We start from the raw sequence: 16,945 nt of genomic DNA, 5'->3' as shown, positions 1-16,945 counted from the left end.
CCACCGGCGCGCGGGAGAGGTAGGAGAGCGAGATCGATGCAGACGCCCTACTTCTCCAGCACCGCCAATGGCTGCACGCCGTTATTCGCGGGGCCGGCCTGCATTGTAATCAACGTCATCGAGACCAGGTCGTAGTAGCCCATGATGCCGATGATATCCATGATGCCGCGCTCGCCGAACTTCTCCAGCGCGGCCTTGTAGACCGCGTCGCTGACTTTCCTGTCGCGATAGAGTGCGACGCCGAGATCGTACAGCGCGGCCTCGTCGTCCTTCATGCTCTCGGGCCGCGTGCCCTTGGCGATCGCATCCGCGATCTTCGGATCGAGCCCACCCTTCATCGCCAGCGGATAGTGCGCGGACCATTCATATTGCGCGGTCCAGTGCCGCGCCGTGATCAGAATCGCCATTTCGCTGAGCCGCGCCGGCAGCGAGGTATTCCAGCGCAGATACTCCGACAGGTTCGACAGCTTTGGCGCCAGATCGGGATTGCGGATATAGGCGCGGTAGGGCGGCGCGGTGAATTTGGCATTGCGCGGCGGCGCGCTGATCATGTCGGCCCAGGCCTTTTGCGCCGGCGACAGCTCCTCCGCCTTCAGCGGCGCGAAGCGCACGGTATCCTCGGCCCGCACGGCCGACACCGACAATGCCAGCGCCGCCAGAATCCCTGCTCCGAATATTGTTCTCATTGTTGTTCTCCCTTTTCGGTGCAGGCGTCTTTGCGCCCTGCCCGGTCGCGCGAGATTAGTGGCCGTCGCGATGGATGCAATGAGGTGCGAGCTGTCGTTCAGCGCCGGCCGCCGGTGAAGCGCCTCGTCACGGCAGGCGCGCGCTTAGGCCACACCTACCGCAGCGCCGGGCAGCGGCGTATATAAAGAATAGTCCCAAGCGGCGCGAAGGTGTCAGCCATGCAGCCTGTGTCTATCCTCCTGAACATCCTCTGGATCCTGATCGGCGGCGCGTGGATGGCGTTCGGCTGGCTGGTCGCCGCCGTGATCATGGCTGTGACCATTATCGGGCTGCCCTGGGCGCGCGCCGCCTTCAACATCGCGGTCTACACGCTGCTGCCGTTCGGCTCGCGTGCGGTGCGCCGCGATGAGGTGACCGGCACGCCCGACATCGGCACCGGACCCCTCGGGGTGATCGGCAATCTGATCTGGTTCATCCTGGCCGGCTGGTGGCTCGCGATCGGCCATGTGATCACCGCGATCCTGCTCGCGGTGACCATCATCGGCATCCCCTTCGCCTGGGCGCATCTCAAGCTTGCCGGCATCGCGCTGTGGCCGATCGGCAAGGTGATCGTGCCGGCGTGACGCTGGCCTGGCCGTCGACGGCTAGAGCCAATCCTTCGTCGTCTGCGAACAGGCCTGGAGGTCGCGCCGCCAGATGAAGCCACCGCCGCCACACGGGGGGCGAGCGCGCGAGGTGGCGGGGCACTCGTTCCTGACCCGCGCGCCGGTGCCCCAGCCGTCGATCACGCAGGCACCTCGTGAGGTCCTGTGGCAGCCGTCGCCGCATCCCTCTGCGGCGTTGGCCGGGGTCAAGCCGAGGAAGGCACCGGCTGTCAGAAGCGTGATCAAGCCTGCTCTCATGATGTTCTCCATCGAGCTGTCGGTCGCGATGCTCCATTCGCGACACGAGCGTAGGCGATCTCGGTGCCGCTTGCCACCGAATCCGCGCACAAATTCTGGTGTCGGGGGGCTAGCGCGCCGCTTCGCAGCCGGGGATGTCGAACACCGCGGTCAGGCCGCAGGGCGAGTTGAGCATCTTGCCGCCCGCATGACCGACGCCGGGCACATCCCACACGCTGTGGTTCGGCGCGCCGCCGTCGCGGGCCTGCATCACGGCGGCATAGGAATGCCCGCGCGCGTAACGGTACGGCCCCTCGGCCTCCGCCATGCAGGATTTGTCGAGCGCGGGATGATTGGGGTTGGTGTCGAGCGTTCCGAGCAGATAGATCACGCGGCGCGCGACATAGGCCTGCTCCAGCGCAGCCGGCAAAGGCTCGGCAAGATAGGGCGGGCGGTTGTCCATGCCGAACTTCCAGCTGTTATAGCCATGGCAGTTCGCCGCGATCGCGGGCTCCGGCCGCTCCTTGGTGAAATAGGCGTAGGAGGACGGATTGGCGACCACATAGCGCACGCCGATGCCCTGGCGCAGCAGCAGCTGGTCGCCCTTCACCGCGATCGCATAGCGCTGCACCACCTGGCCGCCGCCGGAATGACCGAACACGACGACCTGCTGCAGGTTCGGAAACAGCTTGCGGTCGCCGAGCTTCGCCAGGATGGCGTCGAGCGCCTCGAACGAACTCGCCGGGCTCGGTGCGAGCGCAGGCTCGCCGCCCTGCCAGCCATAGAGGCTCCAGCGCAGCGTCTCCGGCGGCAGCTTGAATGCCTCGACATCGGACTCGATCAAAAATTGCGGCGCGATCATCAGCGCATGCTCGCCGGCATCGCCGGCCGCGGCCTGCGCGCTCAGCGCCGCGCGAAAATAGTTATCGGCATTGCGCAGCACCCCGTGCAGCACAAGCACGGCGCGCGTGACATCCGGCAGCGGATTGGACCAGTCGGCCGAGAGGTAGAGCGGAAAGCTCGCACTGCCGACGGCAATCCGCGCATTGGCGATCTCCTTGACCGGCTTCAGGTCGCGCTCGGTCTGTGCCTGGGTCGCGGACGCTGTGGGTACGTCCGCCGCCGCCACGACGAGCAATGCCGCGGCCGCAAGCCAGGCCCGGTGATGCATGGTTCGACTCCGTTGCTGCCGCGAGCTCGGCAGGATCATGGCGCGTCAGGCGCAGATTCACCCGTGAATTTTCGGAAAGCTTCCGGATCGCGCCTCAGGCGACGAGCCGCCCGCGATTGTTGGCGGCGAGGATCGGGCGGATCAGGCGACCGAACCGCTCGGCCTCCTCGTCATGCAGATAGCCGGACAGGCAGAAGGAGTGGCAGCCGGTGTCGATGAACTGCTGCAAGGTGGCGGCGCATTGCGCGGGATCGCCGACCACCGCGATGCCGGCGCCGGGCCGCACCTTGGTGATGCCGGTCCACAGATGCGGCATCAGAAGATCGCCGTAGTCGCGCGCGAGCTGCTGCACGCGCTGGTTGGCCTCCGAGCGATTGTAGAGCGTCTTCATCTCCTGCTTCTGCCGCTCGGTGGCGTGGCGCACCAGCTGGTCGGCCGCCTCCCAGGCATCCGCCTCGTTCTCGCGGCAGATCACCTGCAGCCGCATGCCGAAGCCGATCGCATCCTCGCGGTCATGCGCCCGCGCCATCCGCCGGATCTCCGCGATATTCTCCGCGATGCGCTCCGGCAGATCGCCCCAGAACAGATGGACGTCGGAATGCTTCGCCGACACCTCCCAGGCCTGCCGCGAGCCGCCGCCGAGATAGAATTTTGGAAACGGCTGCTGCAACGGACGCGGCCGGATATGCGCGCCGGAGATGGTGTGAAACTTGCCCTCGAAATGCACCGGGCCGCGCGTCGTCCATAGCGCTTTCAGGATCGAGACCTCCTCCTCCATCAGCGCGTAGCGCTCTTCCTTGGGCTGACGCACGCCCTCGGCCTCGACCTCGCTCTCGTTCTGGCCGGCGATCAGATTGATGCAGATTCGCCCGCCCGACATCTGGTCGAAGGTCGAGATCATCTTTGCCATCAGCACCGGGTTGATATAGCCGGGCCTTGCTGCGATCAGCGGCTTGATCCGGCGAGAGCGCGCCGCCATGAAGGCGCCCGTGATCCAGGCCTCCCAGCACACCGAGCCGACCGGGATCAGCAGATACTCGAAGCCGGCGTCCTCGGCGGCCGCGACCACGCGCTCGCAGAGTTCCGGCGAACCGGCGATCTGCGCCTCCATCAGCCCATAGGCCGTGGTGTCGCCATGCGTGGGCAGATACCAGCCGAATTCCAGCGGACGCATGGGCAAACTCCCTCGAAAGACGGCCTTTTTCCGCGGCCTGTCATATTGTCGGGAGGCAGTTTACAGCCCTTAAGCGGCCGGACAACGCCGTTGCCGACAGGGAGCCAATCAGCTAAATGAACCCCTGCACGCACCCGTAGCTCAGCTGGATAGAGCGTTGCCCTCCGAAGGCAAAGGTCACACGTTCGAATCGTGTCGGGTGCGCCAGTTTTTCTTTGTTTATAACGCGATATGAGCGTCCGAACCGAAATGCCAGTTCTGTCTCATGCGAGCGAGTAAGCAATCTGGATAAAATCGTCGCCGAGAGCCGATAGGTTGCTAACTGACAGTGTCGGTCAGAAGTTCGCCTCGCCTAAGGTGTTGCCACTCCGTTATGGCGCTTGTCTCGCTCGCAGGAAAAAAAGCGCGATGAATGCGGAAACCGACGCTAGCGCCGTGATCCATAACGCTCCTGCACCGAGATATTCAGCAAACAGGCCAACGGCGAGCGGCGCGACTGCACCGGTCGCGCGGGCCGGAAGCGATAGCACGCCAACGCGACGGCCAAAGCCGTGCGGCCCAAACAGTGCGAGCGGTAGCGTGCCGCGCGCTATGGTCAAGATGCCATTGCCCGCACCGTAGAAGATGGCGAAGGCGGGGGCGAGCACCGGTCCTCCAGCCGCAAGGACTACTATGCCGAGTGGATTCATGACCGTCGCAAGCCGAGTCGACGCAAGAGGATGGTAGCGGCTAAGCCAGCCCGCTTCGATAATCCGCGCTGCCACCTGTGCCGGGCCGATCAGGGTTCCCGCGAGCAGCGCTGCCGCCGGTGTTGCACCGAACTGCAAGAGCAGGGAAGGCATCAAGGCAGAAAGTCCCGAACTCACAAACCCGGTCGCCGCAAAGACATAAGCCACGAGGATCATGGCGACTGTCTCGCTTTGCTGCGCCGACTCTGCGGGGCTTGCCTCATCGGGCAAAGCCGCCTGGAATGGTTTAGCGCGCGGCAGCGACAGGTTCAGCGGCAGCGCCAACGCAATGTGAATAAGCGCCCAAACCTGGCACGCAATCCGCCAGCCAAAGTGCGCATCGAGATACGTGGTGATCGGCCAACCTATCGTGCTTGCGAAGCCTGCAATCAGGGTGATGCCGGTGATCGGCCTGCGGGCGGCGCATCCATACATGCGCGTCAGTGTCGCAAAGGCGGCCTCATAGAGCCCCATCCCCATGCCAACGCCGAGGATGAGCCACGACGCGATCAACACAACGCTTCCGGACGCGAAAGAAAGAAGGACCAGTCCCGCCGCAAACACGACGTTCGAAACGGCAAGCAGCCCCCGGCCGCCGAACGTATCGATGAAATGCCCAACACGCGGTCCCAGGAGGCCCGCCATGATCAGGCCGACCGAAAGCGCGCCGAAAACGAGAGTCGACGAGATCCCAAGGTCGCGGGCGATCGGATTGGCAAGAATCGCCGGCAGATAATAGGTGGAGGCCCACGCCAGCGTTTGGCTGGTGCCAAGCGCCAGTATGATTGGAAGCTGACGTTGACTCATCCCTGTGGCGTCCTCGCCCTCGACCAATAGAGCGCGACGGGGCCGAGCAGAATGCCTGCCGCGAGTACGGCAAACGCTGCCGCCCAGGCGGTGGCACTCGATGGTCCGCCCGCCGCATCCAGCGCGACGCCAAGAGCCCACGCGCCCAAAGCCGACAGACTAAAGCCAACGGTCGAATGCACGGCCATCGTTGCGCCGCGGTAGTTAGGATCGGCGGCCATCGTCATTCCCGAGGTCAACGCACCGGAATCGGCGGGCACCGTGATGGCGTAGACCAACACCAGTGGCAGCAACAGCCATGGCGATTTGTCGGCGAACGCGCCGATCAGCAGCGCCACGCAAGCAGAACTCAACATCACGGCGGTGATGGCGCGATGTCGGCCGAACCGGATCGCGCATTCGTTGCCGAGGATGCTAGCCGGCATCGCGAGCAAGGAGAAAAGCACGCTGACGACGACGGGCGTCAGGAGTGAGCCTTCCGAGTTCCTCACCGCCACGAAAGTCCAGAATCCAACCAGCCAGGTGCGGATGCCGTAAAGCTCAAAGCAGTGGGCGCCATAGCCGAGAACAAAGCCCATGGCGTTGGTGTTGCGGAACACCGGCGCGAAGTCCAAGAGGCGGCCCTGCGCGGGTTTTGGCGCCACCGGCCGCAGCAGGAAGCAGACCGAAAGCATCATCAGCGGGCCCAGCGCTGTCACGAGGAAGGCTGAGCGCCAGCCCAAAGCTTCCGCAACGAGCTGCGAGACCAGGAACGACAGCCCGACGCCGAACGAAAAGCTCGACGTATACAGCGTGATCGCGCGGGATGAATCGCCGGGTGCCAGCCGGTCAGTCAGCGCCTTGAGACCGGGCATATAAGCGCCCGCGAAGCCGATGCCCGCAATGGCGTTGAACAATGCTCCGGACCAGAGGCCGGTCGCAAACAGGCCGAACAGCAATGTACCGAGTGCACTGACCGCCGAGCCCGCAATCAGGATCTTGCGCGCGTCGATCCGGTCAGTCAGCGTGGCCAACACCGGCACCGTCAACATGTAGCCAGCTGCGCCCGAGCCGGCGAGAAGGCCAGCCTGCGCACCGCTCAGGTGCCATTCCGGAATCAGGAATGCGGCAAGTATCGACGGCACGACGACATGCGGGAGCAAGCTACCGAGCTGCCCCACACACATCGCCGCGATGACGGATCGCCCCTCTAGCGTCAGCATTCGCACCTTTCCGCGCTAAGCTGCGCAGCCACAGCCAGCTTTTCCTGCACCCTTCGCCTTAGCATCATCGACGCAACAGGCGTCCGCCCGTTCGGTGGCCGGCCCGCCGCAGCATTCGACCTGTCCCGGTGTCGCGCTGCGGCTGCACACGCCTGTCTCGGGCAATACGAGTTCAACCCGCGCTGCCGCTTCATTGTCACCGGCAATTTTGGCCGCAATTGACCGCACCTGCTCATAGCCGGTGAGCATCAGGAACGTTGGCGCACGCCCATATGACTTCATGCCGGCGAAGTAGAATCCCGGCTCGTCCTGCGCGAGTTCGGCCGCGCCATGTGGGCGTACTGTGCCGCAGCTATGTTCATTGGGGTCGATCAGCGGCGCCAGCGCGATCGGGCATTCGATGGCCGGATCGAGCTGAATCCGAAGTTCCCGCAAGAATTCGAGGTCGGAACGGAACCCCGTCGCGACGATTAGTTCGTCAGCCACAATGCTCCGGTCGCAGCATCCGGCAGTGGCAAGCTTCAGGCGCTCGCCGTCACGGTCGATGCGAGTCACAGGGAAGCTGGCTTCCACTCGGATTTGCCCAGAGGTTACCAGCCCTGCCAGAGCCATTCCCAGTTCGCCACGCGCCACGAGTTTGTCATTGACGCCCCCGCCAAAAGCTTTGGCAGGATTGCCACCGCGCAAGACCCAAATGACTTCGGTGCTCGCAGCCTGAGATTTCAGATTCGTGAGTTCGATTAGCGTGCCAACCGCAGAATGCCCAGCCCCGAGCACGGCGATGGCCTTTCCAGCATACCGGGCGCGATCCTTGCCGAGCACGTCGGGCATCCCGTACGCGATCTTGGTAGCGTTCTCCCGCTCGCCGAGGGCCGGAAGACCGTTTGCGCCACCAGGGTTCGGCGAGAACCAAGTACCTGACGTATCGATCACCGCATCGGCGCGAATGCTTTTCGGGCCCTGCCCGTTTTGGTAGCGAAGCTCGAAAGGCGCGTCGCCGCGGCCTTTGGTCTTGAGCTTGTCGAAACCAACGCGACTGATGTCGATCACGCGGCTTGATGTATGAATGTGATCCTTGAGCACCGTGCGGTGAGCCAGCGGTTCGAGATACTGCGACAGCAACTCACCGCCGGTCGGATATTGCTTTGGATCCGGCGAATTCCAACCGGTTGGCGCCAGCAAGCGCTCAGCCGCTTTGTCGACGTTGTATTCCCACGGCGAGAACAACTGCACGTGGCTCCACTGCCGCATCGCATGACCAATTTCCGGACCTGCTTCCAAAACGGCCGGCGTCATTCCGCGTTCAAGAACATGAGCAGCGGCGGCAAGTCCGACAGGACCTGCGCCAATGATCGCAACCGACTTCGACTGTTCCATTTTGTTTCTCCTATCAAACTAGAAATATCGAAATTTTCGACCTGAAAAGGTCAGGCCGCAGTGCTTGTATCCTTGCATTCGGTCGCATCGGCGCAGCATTCAGCAACTAGAAAGTCGACCAGCCCCTGCATCACGTCATAGTTGGCGTGACACGTCAGAGTCGTTGCCTCCCGTACCTGGGTGATGAGGCCGGCGGTCACGAGCGTCTTGACGTGGTGCGACAGGGTTGATGGCGCGATTTTTAGTTTATCCTGCAGTCGGCCGACGGCCAGACCAGCCTGCCCAGCGCGAACAAGGGCACGATAGATCTTGAGCCGGGTCGGATTGCCCAAAGCTTCAAGGTGCATGGCTGCGTCATCCAGTTTCATGTCCATAATCTGTCGCAACAGCTTCAGAATGTCAACCGTATTTCTAGTATTATCGAAATAAAGACGACTAATGATCGCCTAAACGGTTTTCTGATATATCAATAATTCTCGATATATGGAATCAGAGCAAGCCATCTTGGCACTGGCCGCATTGGCCCAGCCGACCCGGCTCGATGCTTTTCGCCTGCTGGTGAAGAACGAACCGGAAGAACTGGCGGCTGGCGATATCGCCAAGGCCCTGTCGGTCCCGCAAAACACCATGTCATCACATCTGGCGATCCTGTCGCGCGCGGGATTGGTGGCGGCTAAGCGTTTCGGCCGCTCGTATACCGCGCCGAACTCGAGGTCGCAGCTTTTGGGCTGGTAGCAACCATTCTTGCTGGCATTCGCTTTCAACGGAGCGCGGGTCCCTGGCTCGTCACGGCCGCGTACTGGTTCACCGCCTCAACGTCCTTCGCCAATCCAGCTGTTGCAATTGCGCGCTCGTTTACCAACAGCTTTTCGTGAATCACGGTCGAGCGCGTAGGCGGTCTGCCTGAACCGCCGCTTCGACAACCCTCTTTGTGATCTTGACCATAACGTTCCTTCGTTCCGGGCGCGATCTCCCAAGTAAGCAACGCGTAAGCAGGCGGGAGAAAATCGGCGCGGGGTTTCGGATAGGAACGTCGCTTCTGTTGTTGAGAATATCCAGACGCTTCAGCTGGATAGCGCATAATAGCGCGCCCTATCGTACTTTTCGGATGAGTACGTTATCTTGCTCCGAAGGCAAAGGTCACACGTTCGAATCGTGTCGGGTGCGCCATTTCCGCTTCGTTTGCCGCCGATCAATTGTGGCCTTTGCCGCGCTTCCCGCGGCTTTAAGGGATTCTTGCCACAACGTTGGGCCGGTTTTTCTCGAGCCAGGCGACGGCCTCGGGTCCATCGACGACACACTCGAAGGTTTCCCAGGTTGGGTCCTCCAGAGATTCCAGTTGCAGTCGCTTCGCCGCGTACTCAACGAGGTCGTGCAGGCGTTCGTATCCTTGTCTGTGCTCGAGGGAATCTGCAATCGCAGTGCTGGTCCATCCTCGATGGGCCAAATCGATAATGCTCGGTGCGTCAGCCTCGCTGAACCACGGTGTGGCATCGAACTCGATGCAGCGAACATTGTCGGCGGTATGGCAGGTGGCGTGGATCATTGGATTCCTCCGTCTGCCGGCTAACTACCTGCGCCAGCATTGCGCTTCTCACATCGCGGCCTCGCACGCCCTCAGGCCTTGACCAGGTCCCCCAGCAGGTTCGCCGCCACCGTCAGCTTGGCGAGGGTCAGGCCGCTGGCAGCGATCTCCTCGACCGAGCGGCGGATACGCGTCGCCTCGGGGTGAGCCGCGAGCCAGGTCTCGACGGCCTGCTGGCCAGACTGGCCGGTTGCCAGCATATCGGCGGCCAGTCTCCTTTCGGCGCCGGCGATCTGCTCGACGGCGCGATCGATGGCCATGCGTTCGAAATAATCGTTGGCCGGCACACTGCGTGCGGCGGCGACGATGCGGTCGAGACGGAAATTCGCCTCGGCGGCGTAGAAGGTCGCGGCGGCATCGCCGAGGGGGCGCGCAGTGCGCTCGGCAACCGTCACGATGTCGGGAGCCGAGACCAAAGCGTCGAGATCGGCGAGTTCGCCGGCGAGGCCGGCCGGGACACCGGCATCGGCGAGTTCCTGCCGCCGCTTGACGCGCGCGGCTTGCAAGTCCGGCGGCAAGGCAGTGTCGAGCCCGGCGACGATCTGGCGGATCGCCGGGCCGAAGCGCGCGACGACGGCCTCCAGCCCGTCCTTGAAATCGACATTGCGCACGTACCAGACCATGCGGGAGAGCAGGAGGTCCTGCACTGAAGCGTAGAGGGACAGCTGCAGCTGCCCGTCGATGCAGGCGTCGAGCGCGTCGATGGCGTCATTGAGCCACTTCAGGCCGAAGCATTCATCGACCGCCACATAGGCCATGACGATGGTCGGGATATCGGCGTCGGTCTCGTCGATCAGGCGCACGACGCAGGCCGGGCCGCCGCGATTGATCACCGCATTGGCGAGACTGGTCGCGATGATCTCCCGCCGCAGGCGATGCAATCCGGCCGCGGTCGGGAATTTGTCCTGAACCTCGCGCGGAAAATACTGGGATAGTTCGCGCGCAAGATAGGGGTCATCGGGCACGCTGGTGACGAGCAGGTCATCGTAGAGGGTCAGCTTGGCGTAGGCGAGCAGCACGGCAAGCTCGGGCCGCGCGAGGGACTGGCCGCGCCGTGTGCGCTCGGTGAGCGCGGCGTCGTCGGGCAGGAACTCCACAGCGCGGCTGAGCAAGCCGCGCCGTTCGAGCGACTGCATCAGGCGGGTGAGGAATCCGGTCTCGGCCACACCCTTGCGCTCGGCCAGCGAGAGCGCCAGCGTCTGCAGATAGTTGTTGCGCAGCACCAGCGCGCCGACCTCGTCGGTCATCGCGGCAAGCAGGCTGTTGCGGTCAGTGGGACTGAGGCGCCCCTCGCGCTCGGGGCGCGCCAGCGCGATCTTGATGTTGACCTCGACGTCGGACGTGTTCACGCCGGCCGAATTGTCGATGGCGTCGGTGTTGAGCTTGACGCCCTTCTGCGCCGCTTCGATGCGGCCGCGCTGGGTAACGCCGAGGTTGGCCCCTTCGCCGATCACCCGGGCGCGCACGTCGCCACCCGCGATGCGGATCGGATCGTTGGCGCGGTCCCCGACCTGATCGTCGCTTTCCCCGGAGGAGCGGACATAGGTGCCGATGCCGCCAAACCACAACAGGTCCGCGCGAGCCTTCAGGATCGCCGTCATCACCTCGAAAGGCGTGGCTTGCGGCTTGTCGAGATCGAGCAGCGTGCGCACTTCCGGCGCAAGCGGGATCGCCTTGAGCGAGCGCGAGAACACGCCGCCGCCCTGCGAGATCAGCGACTTGTCGTAGTCCTGCCAGCTCGATCGCGGCAGATCGAACAGGCGCTTGCGCTCGGCGAAGCTGGTCGATGGATCGGGCGAAGGATCGATGAAGATGTCGCGATGATCGAAAGCCGCCACAAGCCTTGTCGCCGGCGAGAGCAGCATGCCATTGCCGAAAACGTCGCCCGACATGTCGCCGACGCCGACCGCGGTGAACGGCATGGTCTGAATGTCGGTGCCGAGCTCGCGGAAGTGGCGCTTGACCGCCGCCCAGGCGCCGCGCGCCGTGATCCCCATCTTCTTGTGGTCGTAACCCTGGCTGCCGCCGGATGCGAAGGCATCGCCGAGCCAATGATTCTTCTCGGCCGAAATCGCGTTGGCGACGTCGGAGAAGGTGGCGGTGCCCTTGTCGGCGGCAACGACGAGGTAGGGGTCGTCGCCGTCGTGGCGCACGGTGGATTCGGGCGGCACGACGATGTCGCCGTCGAGATTGTCGGTGAGTTCGAGCAGCGAGCGAACGAAGATGCGATAGCTTTCGGTACCCTCCGCGAGCCAGGCGTCGCGCTTGGAAGGCGGCGGCAGGCGCTTGGGCACGAAGCCGCCCTTGGCACCGACCGGTACGATCACGGCGTTCTTGACCTGCTGCGCTTTCACCAGGCCGAGGATCTCGGTGCGGAAATCCTGCGGCCGGTCGGACCAGCGCAAGCCACCGCGCGCAACCTTGCCGAACCGCAGGTGAATACCTTCGACGCGAGGGGAATAGACGAAGATCTCGTAGAGCGGTCGTGGAGCGGGCAAGTCGTCGATCCTGCGCGCCTCGAACTTGAAGGAGATCACCGGACGCGGATGTCCATCCTCGCCGATCTGCCACAGATTGGTGCGAACGGTAGCCTGCACCAGATTGGTGAAGCGGCGCAGGATGCGGTCTTCATCGAGCGAGGCGACGGATTTGAGCTGTTCCTCGATCTCGGCAAGCAAAGCCGCCTCGCGCGCCGCGCGCTCGGCGTCCGTCAAGGCGAGGCGCGGATCGAGGCGGGTCTGGAACATCGCGACCAGGCTGGCCGTGATCGCGGCGTTCTTGCGCACGGTCTCCCACATGTAATCCTGGGTGAACGGAGCGCGGATCTGGTGGAGATAACGCGACAGCGCCCGAATGGTCGAGACTTCCCGCCAACTTAGGGCGGTGCGCAGGATCAGGCCGTTATATCCGTCGGATTCGGCGCGATCGGTCACCACCGCCATGATCGAGGCTTCCAGGCGATGGCTGAATTCCGGGTTGATCTCGATGGGCTGGCCGTCGCTGGTCTCGATCGTCATGTCGTGCAGCCAGACCGGCGCAGGCCTGGTACCGGGCACGATCTGATAGGTGCGTTCGTTGACCACGCGCAGGCCGTGATTTTCGATCACCGGCACGCGGTAGGATAACGACAGCGGCACGGCATCCGAAAACACCTTAAGGCCGAAGCGCCTCGGATCGTCGCCTTCGATGCGGTAAACCGAAATCGTTACCGGGCGGGCCGGCGTCAGCTTTTCGACGGTCGTGATATCGGCGATCGCCTGTTCCGCGCTGAACACCTCGGTATAGCCGCCGCTGAAGGCCTGGGCATATCGGTTGGTGAGCATGCGCGCCCGCATGCCGTCGGTCGACGCGGTGAGCGCGGCCTTCAGCTTGTCGGCCCAGGTCGCGGCAATGGCGCTGATCCCGGCTTCGAGCAGGGCGCGGTCGACGACGGGCGTTTTGCCTTCATAGCGTCCGATGATGAAGTGGACGCGCGCAAGCGCCCCTTCAGGGAATGATACGTAGGAAGCGGAGAGCTTCCCTTTGTAGGCCTGCGCCAAAAAGGCTCCGACGCGCGTGCGGACGTCGGTGTCGTATTTGTCGCGCGGAATGAAGGTAAGGATGGAGACGAAGCGATCGAACTTGTCGACCCGCGGCAGCGCCCGGACGCGCGGACGCTCGTAGAGGATCAGGATCTCGATGACGAAGTTGTAGAGCGTGTCGACGTCGATCTGGAACAGCTCGTCGCGCGGATAATCTTCGAGAATATGCATCAGCGCCTTGCCGGAATGGCCGTTCGGGTCGAAGCCCGCGCGCTGCAGCACCCGCGAAACCTTGTGGCGGACATAAGGGATCTGCCGTACCGAGCGAGTATAGGCGCCCGAGGTGAAAAGGCCGACGACGCGCAACTCGCCTTCGAGCCGGCCGTCGGGCGAGTAGAGTTTGATGCCCACATAATCCATCCGGGTGCGGCGATGGACGCGGCTGGAGACATTGGCCTTGATGACGATCAGCAGGGTCGGCTCGTGCATGAATTCGCGGATTTCCGGCGTCATCACCACCATTTCGCTGCCTCGGCGCAGGACCTTCACGTCCGGATCGCGCAGGATGCCGAGGCCTTCGCCGGTTGTAATGTCGTCCGACGCGTCGCTGTCGGGCGAGAAGCGATATTTGCGCACGCCGAGGAAAGTGAAATTGTCCGCGCAGAGCCATTGCAGGAACTGATTGGCTTCGGCGAGTTCGTCGATCGGCAGCGGCGGCGGATTGGAAGAGAACGTCTTGATCGCTTCCTCGACACTGTCACGCATGACGCGCCAGTCGGCAACGCAGGCGCGGACATTGTTCAACGTCCTGGTCAGGCCGTCGATCAGCTTCTGGCGATCGGAATCCGCATCCAGGCGGGTGATATGGAGATGAATCAGGCTTTCGCGCGCGCCCTTTGCTCCCTCCGGCAGTGCTTCCCCGTAGAATCGCAGCAGCTTGCCCCCTTCATCGCGCTCCACGGCGATGATCGGGTGAGCGACCAGGGTGACCTCGAGGCCTTGCTCGGCGAGCTCCGCCATGGTGGAATCGAACAGGAAAGGCATGTTGTCGTTGAGAATTTCGAGCACGGAAATCTCGCGCCCGTTCGGCAACGTCGGATTGACGACGCGGATATCGGCGCTGCCGGCCGTGCGTCGCTGCACGTGCTCCCAAGCTTGCTCCGCCAGTTGGGCAAGCGAGGCGGCATCGTAATTGGCGAGATCCTCGATATTGGTGTAGCCGAACAAGGGCTCGGCAAAGGCCCGGGGGCTCTTGCCCGCTGGCACGCTGCCCGCTGCATCGCGGATCAGGGCTGCCCGGGCCTTGTCGTCACGCCACGCCATAATGTCCTCCATTTGCCGTGCCGTCCGATCGCAGCCGCGACCATCCGCTTGATTCTGGAGTGCATCTCTTCGTGCGTCGCGATCGAATGCTACGCGAAATCCTAGCTTCGACGGCTGCCGACGACAATACTACGATCCCGCAGCGAACGGCGCACGCTGTCGTGAGGCGTGCCGAATTTTCGCTTGCGACAGCGGCTGGGCCGAAGTCGGCGGCGACGGCGGTCGAACGCCTCGGGGCAGGAAAAATCACGTGCAATTTCAATTATGTATGGGTTCGTGGTTTTGTTCTGAATAGTGCGCCGATTTTCCACCATTCAGCCAGCCACCGTTCGGCAGGGACATCGTATCTGACCAGGGCGGTCAGCGACGGCGGGCAGCGCCTGCGGTCAGGTCAGGTCTTTCGGCATCGTGATGCCGAAGCGGAGAATCTGGCGATGGATGGTCGAGCGATCCACGCCGCGTTCGCGTGCCACCCGCGAGACGTTCCAGCGATTGTTGCGCAAGGCCGTCAGTAGCGCATCGGCTTGCCGTGACGTTGCCGTTCCGCCTCGTACCGGCTTTCCGGAGCTGTCCTCACGCAAGGGCTGAGCGATCCGGTCCGGCAGATCGGCAAGATCGATCGTGCCGTCGGTCGACAGCGCGCAGCCATGATCGAGCGCGTTGATCAACTCGCGGATATTGCCAGGCCATTGGTACTTGAGCAGCGCACTGCGCGCGCTTGCCGTCAGCGCATAGTTGGCCTTGTGCTCCGTCGAAAGCCGATGCAGGGATTGATCGATCAGCCACTCGATATCGGTGCGCTGACGCAGCGGAGGCAGCGCAAGCACCGCGCCGTTGAGGCGGAAATAGAGATCCTCGCGGAACTGCCCCGCCTTCACCAGCGCGACGAGGTCGCGATGGGTGGCAGCGATGACGCGGACATTGAGCGGGACCGGCCGGGTGCGGCCGACCGGCGTCACCTCGCGTTCGGCGAGCACGCGCAACAGGCGCGTCTGCGACGAGATCGGCATGTCGCCGATCTCGTCGAGGAACAGGGTGCCGCCATCGGCCTCGAGCACGAGACCCTTCTTGCCCTTGGCCGCCGCACCGGTGAAGGCGCCCGCCTCGTGGCCAAACAGCTCGCTCTCGATCAGGCTTTCCGGCAGCGCGGCACAGTTGACCGCGACGAAAGGTCTGCCTGCCCGCGCACTGACCGAATGCAGCGCCTTCGTCAGGTGCTCCTTGCCGGTGCCAGTTTCGCCGGTGATGAGCAAGCCCATCTGGGTATTGATGAGCTTGGCGGCGCGCGTCACCACATGATGCATGGCGGGATCGCCGCGGAACAGGTGGCGCAACGGCGCCGGAAGCGCCGACTCGCTGCGGAAGGAGGCCGGCACCACCAGCTTGTTCGGGGGCGGCAGGGTCTGTGCGAACAGCGTCGCGCCGCTGTTAACAAGCCGCAGCGTGCGCTGGCCGGTGGGGCGCGAATGGGCGAAGCGCGGCAGATCGTCGATGGTGCATTCGAAGATGTCGGACACGCCGAAGCCGTCGGCCCGCAGGCGAAGGTCCGGACGCTTGGCCAGTTCGCGGGCGAGCAGCTGCCTTGCGCGATTGTTGAAGCCGATGATGCGGCCGCTGCTGTCGACGGCCATCACATAATCCGGATCGACATCGGCGAATTCCGCGGAGCCGGACAGCTTGATGATCCATTCCTGCCGGAAACGGTTCAGCAGGTTCGCATTCTCGATCTTGTGAGCGAACGACTTGACCAGTTGCAGCGCCAGGAACTGGCTGGCCTTCGGTTCCGGCGAGCGCAGCGCGGAGATATCCAGGACCGCAGCGAGCTTGCCGCTGGGATCGAAGACCGGCGCGGCCGTGCAGGTCAGCGGAATATGGGTGGCGTCGAAATGGTCGGATTGATGCACCGTCAGGGCTTCTTCGGTCGCGATGCAGGTGCCGACGGCGCAAGTGCCGGCATGCGGCTCGTTCCAGTCGGCGCCGAGATAGAGGCCGGCCTTGCGAAGCGTGTTGTTGAATGTCGGGTCGCCGATGAAATCCACCGTGATGCCCCTGGCATCGGTGAGTAGCAGCACGTAGCCGAGTCCGGCGATCTGGCGATACAGCATCTCGACGCCGAAGCGCGCCGTGTGGAGGAACTCGTCCATGGCGTCGCGATGCTCGCGCAGCCGCCCGGATGTCACGATACGAGCGTCGCGCAGGACCAACGGATCGAGCTTGTGTTCGGAGACGCATCGTACCCACGACTGATGGATGATTGCATCACGCGCGCTGGTCTGGCCGACCGCAACGCGAACCAGCTCGTCGATGTGCGCAGCCCGCTCCGTCGTCACGGCTGATGCTCCTGGATGTTTCCCCGCACGTTGTTGCTTCGAGTGTCACTCGGATTGTGCCGCCGATCAAGTTTGTTGCGTGCAACACCTGTTGCATGGCGCAACAAGTGAGGCGGCCCGGCGCCGGCAGTTAACGCGAGGAAATGCCGAGCGTTTTTC

At 63.6% G+C, this 16,945-nt stretch carries 12 protein-coding genes, 2 tRNA genes and 1 pseudogene; 4 read left to right on the top strand and 11 right to left on the bottom strand.

The window, feature by feature from the left end; genetic code table 11:
- Positions 1 to 47 precede the first annotated feature (47 nt).
- The gene (locus QJT82_RS26390) at positions 48 to 686 is read right to left on the bottom strand and encodes a carboxymuconolactone decarboxylase (RefSeq protein ID WP_028341448.1); all 639 of its coding nucleotides are present in this window, start codon (positions 684 to 686) and stop codon (positions 48 to 50) included.
- Positions 687 to 905: 219 nt separating this feature from the next.
- On the opposite strand from QJT82_RS26390, the gene QJT82_RS26385 reads away from it, so the two are divergent.
- Positions 906 to 1,310 carry a YccF domain-containing protein gene (locus tag QJT82_RS26385; protein WP_028341447.1) on the top strand — a complete coding sequence of 135 codons (405 nt, stop codon included), beginning with the start codon at positions 906 to 908 and terminating at the stop codon, positions 1,308 to 1,310.
- 21 nt (positions 1,311 to 1,331) lie between these two features.
- On the opposite strand, the gene QJT82_RS26380 is transcribed toward QJT82_RS26385, so the two are convergent.
- The 3 genes from QJT82_RS26380 to QJT82_RS26370 form a co-directional block, all read right to left on the bottom strand.
- The gene (locus QJT82_RS26380) at positions 1,332 to 1,589 is read right to left on the bottom strand and encodes a hypothetical protein (RefSeq protein ID WP_240536778.1); all 258 of its coding nucleotides are present in this window, start codon (positions 1,587 to 1,589) and stop codon (positions 1,332 to 1,334) included.
- Positions 1,590 to 1,698: 109 nt separating this feature from the next.
- Entirely contained in the window at positions 1,699 to 2,739 is a 1,041-nt protein-coding gene (locus QJT82_RS26375) for an alpha/beta hydrolase (RefSeq protein ID WP_028341446.1), read from the bottom strand.
- Between the two features lie 94 nt (positions 2,740 to 2,833).
- Positions 2,834 to 3,913, bottom strand: coding sequence for an LLM class flavin-dependent oxidoreductase (locus tag QJT82_RS26370; RefSeq protein WP_028341445.1), 1,080 nt, complete (start codon positions 3,911 to 3,913; stop codon positions 2,834 to 2,836).
- Positions 3,914 to 4,043: 130 nt separating this feature from the next.
- Between QJT82_RS26370 and QJT82_RS26365 the strand changes: the two genes are divergently transcribed.
- A tRNA-Arg gene (locus tag QJT82_RS26365) sits at positions 4,044 to 4,120 on the top strand.
- A 164-nt stretch (positions 4,121 to 4,284) separates the two neighbouring features.
- Here QJT82_RS26365 and QJT82_RS26360 read toward each other — a convergent pair.
- The 4 genes from QJT82_RS26360 to QJT82_RS26345 are packed head-to-tail and all read right to left on the bottom strand — an operon-like array spanning position 4,285 to position 8,395.
- Positions 4,285 to 5,448 carry an MFS transporter gene (locus QJT82_RS26360; RefSeq protein WP_028341444.1) on the bottom strand — a complete coding sequence of 388 codons (1,164 nt, stop codon included), beginning with the start codon at positions 5,446 to 5,448 and terminating at the stop codon, positions 4,285 to 4,287.
- The gene (locus QJT82_RS26355) at positions 5,445 to 6,614 is read right to left on the bottom strand and encodes an MFS transporter (RefSeq protein WP_196238178.1); all 1,170 of its coding nucleotides are present in this window, start codon (positions 6,612 to 6,614) and stop codon (positions 5,445 to 5,447) included. The genes QJT82_RS26360 and QJT82_RS26355 overlap by 4 nt, the downstream gene beginning before the upstream one ends.
- A gap of 51 nt (positions 6,615 to 6,665) precedes the next feature.
- Positions 6,666 to 8,027 carry an NAD(P)-binding domain-containing protein gene (locus QJT82_RS26350; protein WP_028341442.1) on the bottom strand — a complete coding sequence of 454 codons (1,362 nt, stop codon included), beginning with the start codon at positions 8,025 to 8,027 and terminating at the stop codon, positions 6,666 to 6,668.
- 50 nt (positions 8,028 to 8,077) lie between these two features.
- The gene (locus QJT82_RS26345) at positions 8,078 to 8,395 is read right to left on the bottom strand and encodes a metalloregulator ArsR/SmtB family transcription factor (protein ID WP_028341441.1); all 318 of its coding nucleotides are present in this window, start codon (positions 8,393 to 8,395) and stop codon (positions 8,078 to 8,080) included.
- Between the two features lie 115 nt (positions 8,396 to 8,510).
- Between QJT82_RS26345 and QJT82_RS26340 the strand changes: the two are divergent.
- Both QJT82_RS26340 and QJT82_RS26335 read left to right on the top strand, forming a co-directional pair.
- Positions 8,511 to 8,720, top strand: a pseudogene (locus QJT82_RS26340) (metalloregulator ArsR/SmtB family transcription factor); the annotation flags it as partial.
- 394 nt (positions 8,721 to 9,114) lie between these two features.
- Positions 9,115 to 9,197: transfer RNA gene (locus tag QJT82_RS26335), tRNA-OTHER, on the top strand.
- Between the two features lie 55 nt (positions 9,198 to 9,252).
- Here the strand turns inward: QJT82_RS26335 and QJT82_RS26330 are convergent.
- From QJT82_RS26330 to QJT82_RS26320, 3 genes are all read right to left on the bottom strand, one after another.
- Positions 9,253 to 9,573: a hypothetical protein gene (locus tag QJT82_RS26330; RefSeq protein WP_028341440.1), complete on the bottom strand. Its 321-nt coding sequence runs from the start codon at positions 9,571 to 9,573 to the stop codon at positions 9,253 to 9,255.
- A 71-nt stretch (positions 9,574 to 9,644) separates the two neighbouring features.
- Positions 9,645 to 14,468 (bottom strand): NAD-glutamate dehydrogenase, encoded by a 4,824-nt coding sequence (locus QJT82_RS26325; RefSeq protein ID WP_264641740.1) that lies wholly within the window; start codon positions 14,466 to 14,468, stop codon positions 9,645 to 9,647.
- Between the two features lie 374 nt (positions 14,469 to 14,842).
- Positions 14,843 to 16,786 carry a sigma-54-dependent Fis family transcriptional regulator gene (locus QJT82_RS26320; RefSeq protein WP_028341438.1) on the bottom strand — a complete coding sequence of 648 codons (1,944 nt, stop codon included), beginning with the start codon at positions 16,784 to 16,786 and terminating at the stop codon, positions 14,843 to 14,845.
- Between the last annotated feature and the right edge of the window lie 159 nt (positions 16,787 to 16,945).

It is taken from the genome of Bradyrhizobium sp. Mp19, assembly GCF_029952935.1.
Classification (GTDB): domain Bacteria; phylum Pseudomonadota; class Alphaproteobacteria; order Rhizobiales; family Xanthobacteraceae; genus Bradyrhizobium; species Bradyrhizobium elkanii.
The sequence above is the reverse complement of the archived record's forward strand: the minus strand, read 5'-3'. Positions and strand labels throughout refer to the sequence as shown.